Below are 6,250 nucleotides of genomic sequence, written 5' to 3'. Positions count from 1 at the left end.
GAGTATGGAAGTCGATACGGCGCACCTGCATGCCGGTGCGGACCGGTGTCGTGATGCAGCCGGGACAGCGTTGGCTGCGGGGGCAAGTTGGCTGAAAAGAAGCCGACCGTGGGGATGTTCGGCGACTTCCACGAAGCGCACGCATTTCACGAGGCGATCTCAGCGGCACACCAGGACCACATTGAGCAGTTGCACGGTCATCACCGCGCTTTGACAGACATCAGCGACAAAAGCCGTTCCGCAGCACATGAATTCACCGCACGAGATGCTTCGACCGCCGACTCCCTGCGGGCCAGTAGCGTTGTGGCACTTGGCAGGCAGTCCGTCAACCCCGTAGCAGGGTGGCGAGGGATATCCGATCGGGCTTGCCTTGTTCGGTACGCGGTATGCGATCGAGCACCACGACCTTCAAATCGAGGCGATCGCTGAATGATTCAGTCACGTCCTCGACAGCGGAGCGCACCTTCGCATTCGGCGACTGCACGACGACGAATGCTGTCCTGGATGAAACGTCTGGTTCCGGCAGCACGATCACGTAGTCGACCCCCGCTACACGACTCACCGCAGCTTCGACCTCGCTGGCGTGCACACGCGTGTCGCCGAGGTAGTCACCAGTTCGACCGGCGATCGCCAACTCGCCGTCAGCGCTGAGCGTTCCCTCATCCGTCGTGTGCATCCATTCGCTGAACTCCTTGCCCGGCTGCCTGTTCCAGTATCCATTCGCGATCCACGGCGAGCTCAGAGTTATCGTTCCCGCCTCGCCGGCGGGTACCTCGTCGCCCTCGCGATTCACGATCCGGCACCGGACTCCTGCAATGATGCGACCGGCACTATGTGCATCGAAGTCGCAGCCCTTGGTGGAACTCACCGGACCCAGTTCGCTCGCCGCGTAACCGTGCGTCACCACCGATCCGAACACCGCATGAGCCCGCTCCCGCAGACCCGGCGGAGCGCCGGCGCCGAGATGAAAGATCTCCTGTAACGAATCTAGTCGCCGCCGCACGGCAACGTCGGCGCCGGCAGCCGAGATGAGGTCAGCGAGTGCCGGCTCGACCACGAACATGTGTGTCGCTTTTTCTGTGCTGACGGTTTCGGCGACTCGGTCGACGTCCCACGTGTGCTCCCCGAGAATCACAGATCCTTCGCCACTGAGCGTTTCATCGATGAGCGAAGCCGCGATGTACGCGAAAGGAGTGACGACAAGCTGCCGGCGCTCACGATTCGTGGGGATATCGACCATCGCCGAATAGCGGCGGATGGACCGATACGAAGCCTTGGGAATGCCGGTCGTCCCTCCTGACGCAACGAGTCCACAGACATCGTCGTCGCGGTAGGGATGTATCGCGGCGAAATCATCGGGTCGCGGAGTCTCGAGGGGAGTCGACGGCACCGGCGCAGCGATTACGTTCCATGCGTCCGCTCCCGCCATCGGGCCGGTTCCGTCGCTGACCACAACTGACGGATTGATCAGCTCGATGAGGGCGTCTTGTCGGTCAGCGCCGATGAACGGAAGGTGACAAGTCGTGGCGCCGAGGAGATTGGCACCGTAGCGCAGCGCGAGTCCCCATGTTGTGTTGGACGATGTGACGGCAACGACCGTTCCGGGGCCGACGTCGAGTTGGCTGGCCAGCCAATCGGCTGACCACAGTGCCCGGCTCATCAGCTGCGCCCCGGTGGAGGTGCCCGAATGATCGGCAATGACGACGTGATCAGCGTTGGCCGAAAGCGCGGAGCACAGTCTGCTCACGAAGTCTCGGCTGCGCGCTTCCAGGGAAGATGATGGCCGATTCACGACGCAATCCTATAAGGATTGCGAATCGAGACCGATCGCATCGGCGACCCGTTCGGTCGGCGACCCACGCATCGACGAGTTCTGCGCCAACGCGGTGTTCGGAGTGCACCGCCGTTAGAACGGCGGCGGATCCAGGTCCTTGGTGAAGGTGTCCTGGTATTCGACGTGCTCGTCGTCGCCGGGGTGTTTCCTTGGGGCGGTGCGTCGTTCGTGGTTGTGCCGTCGTTCGGCGGTGATGGCGGCGGCCCGTTCCTGGTCTCGGGTGCGGGCGCGTCGGGGCATCATCGCGGCGCGGTCACCGCGGCGCTGGGTGGTGATCTCGTGCACGGGCGCCAAGGCGGTCGGTGCGCACAGGTCGGGGAAGATCAGCGCACTCCCGGGGGTGGTCACGTACTGCTCCCCGGCGGGTGAAGTCCAGATGACGGTGCCGTCACGCAGTTGTCGGTCGGACCAGCCCCAGAACGTCTTGGCCAAATGGTGCAGGCGGCACAGGCATTTCAGATTGCCCGCCTGCGTGCACCCGCCATCGCCATGAGGGATGGTGTGGTCGATGTCCGAGGCGCTCGCGGGTCGGTCACACCCGGGGAAGCGACACGTCAGATCGCGGCACCGGATGAAGTCGGCCAACGCCCGCGACGGGACGTATCCCACTTCGGGTGGAGCATCGGCGGGGTGGATGAGTGGGCGCAGGCGAGCGGCCTTGGCGAGTTCGGCGATCAGCTCAGCCGGGATCAGGCCCTCGTAGCCGAGCATCGCGGCGGGCGCCTGGCCGCTGCCGTCGACGGTGGCCTGCTCGGCGATGACGTGGATGACCACCGCGCTGGCTGTCCGACCACCGGCCGGGCAGTCGATCTGCCCGCAGCAGCAGCCCAATCGGTCCTGCCCGGCGGTCAGGGCCCGGATGGCGTCGGATCGGCGCTGGGCCATCGTGCGTCCGTCGTCGTCGCAGACGGTTCCGGCCAACTCGGTGAGTCTGTCGGCGAAGGCGTGGCCGTCGGGTGCGTACACCGTGGCGGTGATCTCGGCCAATCCGTTGTCGACGTCACCGACGAAGACATCACGTCCGGCGATCCGGTCGCGGCGCTGCCGCACTGCGTCGAGATCCAAACGCGCCACGATCTTGTCGATGCGCGCGGCGAGCTTGCTGCGGGTCATCGATCCCCACCGTCCCACGCACAGCGACAACCGTTTGTCGACCTCGGCCAGCACCTGGTCGTCGGTGATCAGGCCGGTGCGGAACACGCACGCGCGGAACGTGGCCTCGTCGATGTCGCCTGCGATGAACGCCCGTCCGACCATCGGAAGCTGTTCGCGCAGCGCCCGGGCGTAACGGACGTGGCTGGCGGCCAAGCTCTGGCTGATCGACAGGGCTGCGGCGATCTCGACGGCTACTGCGTCCATTGCGTCGACTGCCCAGTCCTGGGTTTCCCCGGACTGTGTCATCCGCAGACGCACCAGTTCGCCGATGGCGACCAGCCGCTCTGCCGCGGCACAGGCCTCGGCGCGCGCCGCCGAGCACACCCTTTGCAAGAGTGCGACCGGCTCGGCATTTCCATCGAACATATGTTCGAGTATGCCATCGCCCACCGACACGTCAACGCCGGCGAGGCCCCCTGTGGGTGGATCGTCGTTGCGGGACTATCCGTCCTACGCGAGGCGTTGACCAGGCATGACCAGCCGTGATTCGGTAGCAATCGTTCATTCGTTCTGGGCCGAGGTGTGGAACGGCCACGACCCAGCCGCCGTCGACCGCTACGTCGTCGATGACTTCGTGATCGTCTCGGGCGGCGAGACCATCGCAGGCCGGGAGAACTTCAAACGTTGGATCGAGCGGTTCCTGGCCACGGTCGACGACCTGCACCTCGAGGTGCTCGAGTCGTTCCAAAACGCGGACGGCAGTCGGGTGACTTCGCGCTGGCTGTTGACCGGCAGGAACAACGGCGTCCTCGGCACGCCGCCGGACAAGCGCGACATCGCGATGACCGGAACCGCCGTCTGGGCGGTCCGAGAGGACGGGAAGCTGCTGACGAACTGGGTCGAGCGTTCGTCGTGGGAGCTCTACCGGCGGCTCACCGCTTCTGAATGAACCCGTCCAGCTCGGCGACCGACCACGGGGGCGAGTCGTGGTGATCGCGGTAGGCGACGATGCTCGGAGTCTGTCGATCGAAGCGGCCGACGAATCCTCCTGCGGCGATGAAGATCTGACCGGTCACGTTCTTGGCGTGGTCGCTCGCCAGGTATGCGTAGACGGGCGCTGCGTACTGGGGCGGGGCGGCGTCGAGTGCCCCCTGCATGCTGACTTCGTCGAGCAGGCCGCGTCGGTGCAGATCCACGATCTGGGCCTCGTAGTCGGCGCCGGTGGACAGCCGCGTTCTGGCGCCGGGGCACACCACGTTCGCGCGCACGCGCTCGTTCTTCAGCTCGGCGGCGATGGCGAGGGTCAGCCCATTGACTGCGCCCTTGCCCGCCGGATACCCGGTGCCGCCGTAGTCACCGAGGAACGCGAACGAGCTGGTGTTGACGATTGCGCCGCCGCCTTGGGCGACCATCTTCGGCGCGGCCGCCCGGCAAGTCTCGAAGACCGTGCCAAGATGTGCGTCGAGCAGGTCGCGAAACTGGCCCGAGGTCACGTTGAGGATCGACGAGCCGGCCGGCTCGGCCGTCCCCGCGCAGTTGATCAGCGTGTCGATGCGACCGAATTCGCTGATGCACGAGGCGATGAGGGCATCAGCAGTCTTCGGATCGGCGGGCGAGCCTGGGAAGCCGATCGTGTGGCCGCCGACGCGTGTGACGGCCTCGTCGACCGCGACGTCATCACGACCGTTGATGACCACGCCCACGCCGTCGGCGGCAAGGAGTTCTGCGACCGCAAGGCCGATGCCGCGGGAACCGCCGACGACGACCGCGCCGGTCAGCTCTCGTCCTCCTGGCCGAACTGCATCGCGTCCATGTTCCAGTAGCCGCGCAGGTTGGTGATCAGACCCTCATCATTGACCCGGTAGGTGAACACGCCGCGCACAGTGGCGGTGAAGCCGTTCGGAAACCTGGTGTGCAGCACCAGGATGTAGGCGATCTCGGTCGGCGAACTCGATGGGAAGGTCTCCTCACGCGTCACCGTCAACTGATTCGGCCCGATGTTCGCATCGAAGAAGGCCGCCACGGCCTCCTTGCCGCGCACGCCGGTGCCGTCGGGGTTGGTGACGGACTCGCCGATCGGATCCTCGATCACGACGTCGTCCGTCATCAGGGCCAGCCAACCCTCACGGTCGCCTGACTGAACGCACCGCCACGACGCTTCCGACGCGACGAGCACCGGTGACTTCTCGGCTGTGTCCTGGGACATGGTTACCTGTCGGCGTCGGTGTAGCGGATGATGCCGCGGATGTTGCGGCCCTCCAGCATGTCCGTGTAGCCGTCGTTGATCTGCTCCAGCTGGTACTGGCGGGTGACCATGTCGTCGAGGTTGAGCTTGCCCGCCTTGTACATCGACAGCAGCTGAGGGATGTCGAAGTGCGGGTTGCCGCCGCCGAAGATGGTGCCCTGCAGGTTCTTCTGCATCAGGGTCAGCATCGCCAGGTTCAACGTGACGTTGGTGTCCATCATGCTGCCGATGGCCGTCAGCACGGTGGTGCCGCCCTTGGAGGTCAGGTTGACGTAGTTGTCGACGTCCTTGCCATGCAGTTCACCGACGGTGACGATGACCTGCTTGGCCATCAGCCCCTGGGTCACCTCGGCGATGCCCCCGAACGCAGTGTCGATGTCCGGATAGGCGTGCGTGGCACCGAATTTCAGTGCGGCGTCGCGCTTCCAATCGACCGGCTCGATGACGAAGAGGTTGCGCGCGCCCGCGTTGACCGCACCCTGCACCGCCGACATGCCGACACCGCCGACACCGATGACCGCGACGTCGTCACCGGGCCGGATGTTGCCCGCCCGGACGGCGGAGCCGTAGCCGGTCGTGACGCCGCAGCCGACCAGGCAGGCCACCTCGAACGGGACCGACGGATCGATCTTCACGACGGAGCTGCGGTGCACCACCATGTACGGGCTGAACGTGCCGAGCAGCGTCATCGGGAAGACGGGCTGGCCCTTGGCGGTGATGCGGTGGGTGCCGTCGGAGACCGCGGTGCCGCTGAGCAGACCGGCACCGAGGTCACAGAGGTTGCGCAGACCGGCCTGACATGACGGGCACTTGCCACACGACGGGATGAACGACAGCACGACGTGGTCACCCGGCGCGAGGTCTTCGACGCCAGGTCCGACCTCGGTGACGATGCCTGCGCCCTCGTGACCGCCGAGCACCGGGAAGCCCATCATCGGAATGCCACCTGTTACAAGATGGTGGTCGGAGTGGCACATACCCGCCGCTTCCATCTGGATCTTGACCTCGTCCTTGACGGGGTCGCCGATCTCGAGTTCCTCGATCGACCACGGCTGGTTGAACTCCCAGATGAGAGC

Annotated in this window: 7 protein-coding genes; 2 read left to right on the top strand and 5 right to left on the bottom strand. The window is 65.5% G+C overall.

Features of this window, described 5'->3' with window-relative positions:
- Positions 1-87: 87 nt before the first annotated feature.
- Positions 88-429 (top strand): DUF2563 family protein, encoded by a 342-nt coding sequence (locus ACRDUX_RS30410; protein ID WP_526419483.1) that lies wholly within the window; start codon positions 88-90, stop codon positions 427-429.
- Here the strand turns inward: ACRDUX_RS30410 and ACRDUX_RS30405 are convergent.
- Together ACRDUX_RS30405 and ACRDUX_RS30400 are read right to left on the bottom strand one after the other, a co-directional pair.
- The gene (locus tag ACRDUX_RS30405) at positions 326-1,747 is read right to left on the bottom strand and encodes a class I adenylate-forming enzyme family protein (protein WP_526419481.1); all 1,422 of its coding nucleotides are present in this window, start codon (positions 1,745-1,747) and stop codon (positions 326-328) included. The genes ACRDUX_RS30410 and ACRDUX_RS30405 overlap by 104 nt on opposite strands.
- 159 nt (positions 1,748-1,906) lie before the next feature.
- Positions 1,907-3,355, bottom strand: a complete 1,449-nt coding sequence (locus ACRDUX_RS30400; RefSeq protein WP_526419479.1) for an HNH endonuclease signature motif containing protein — start codon at positions 3,353-3,355, stop codon at positions 1,907-1,909.
- A 106-nt stretch (positions 3,356-3,461) separates the two neighbouring features.
- On the opposite strand from ACRDUX_RS30400, the gene ACRDUX_RS30395 reads away from it, so the two are divergent.
- Positions 3,462-3,878 (top strand): ester cyclase, encoded by a 417-nt coding sequence (locus ACRDUX_RS30395; RefSeq protein ID WP_526419477.1) that lies wholly within the window; start codon positions 3,462-3,464, stop codon positions 3,876-3,878.
- Here the strand turns inward: ACRDUX_RS30395 and ACRDUX_RS30390 are convergent.
- The 3 genes from ACRDUX_RS30390 to ACRDUX_RS30380 all read right to left on the bottom strand — a co-directional run.
- Positions 3,862-4,707, bottom strand: a complete 846-nt coding sequence (locus ACRDUX_RS30390; protein WP_526419485.1) for an SDR family NAD(P)-dependent oxidoreductase — start codon at positions 4,705-4,707, stop codon at positions 3,862-3,864. The genes ACRDUX_RS30395 and ACRDUX_RS30390 overlap by 17 nt on opposite strands.
- Entirely contained in the window at positions 4,704-5,135 is a 432-nt protein-coding gene (locus ACRDUX_RS30385; protein ID WP_526419475.1) for a nuclear transport factor 2 family protein, read from the bottom strand. Before ACRDUX_RS30385 ends, ACRDUX_RS30390 begins: the two co-directional genes overlap by 4 nt.
- A 2-nt stretch (positions 5,136-5,137) precedes the next feature.
- A partial coding sequence (locus ACRDUX_RS30380; protein WP_526419473.1) for an NDMA-dependent alcohol dehydrogenase occupies positions 5,138-6,250 on the bottom strand: 1,113 nt, incomplete at its 5' end.

Origin of the sequence: Mycobacterium sp., assembly GCF_050701675.1 — a bacterium.
In the GTDB taxonomy this organism is placed as follows: domain Bacteria; phylum Actinomycetota; class Actinomycetes; order Mycobacteriales; family Mycobacteriaceae; genus Mycobacterium.
Note: the sequence above shows the minus strand (reverse complement) of the source record. Positions and strands in the feature narration are given on the sequence as shown.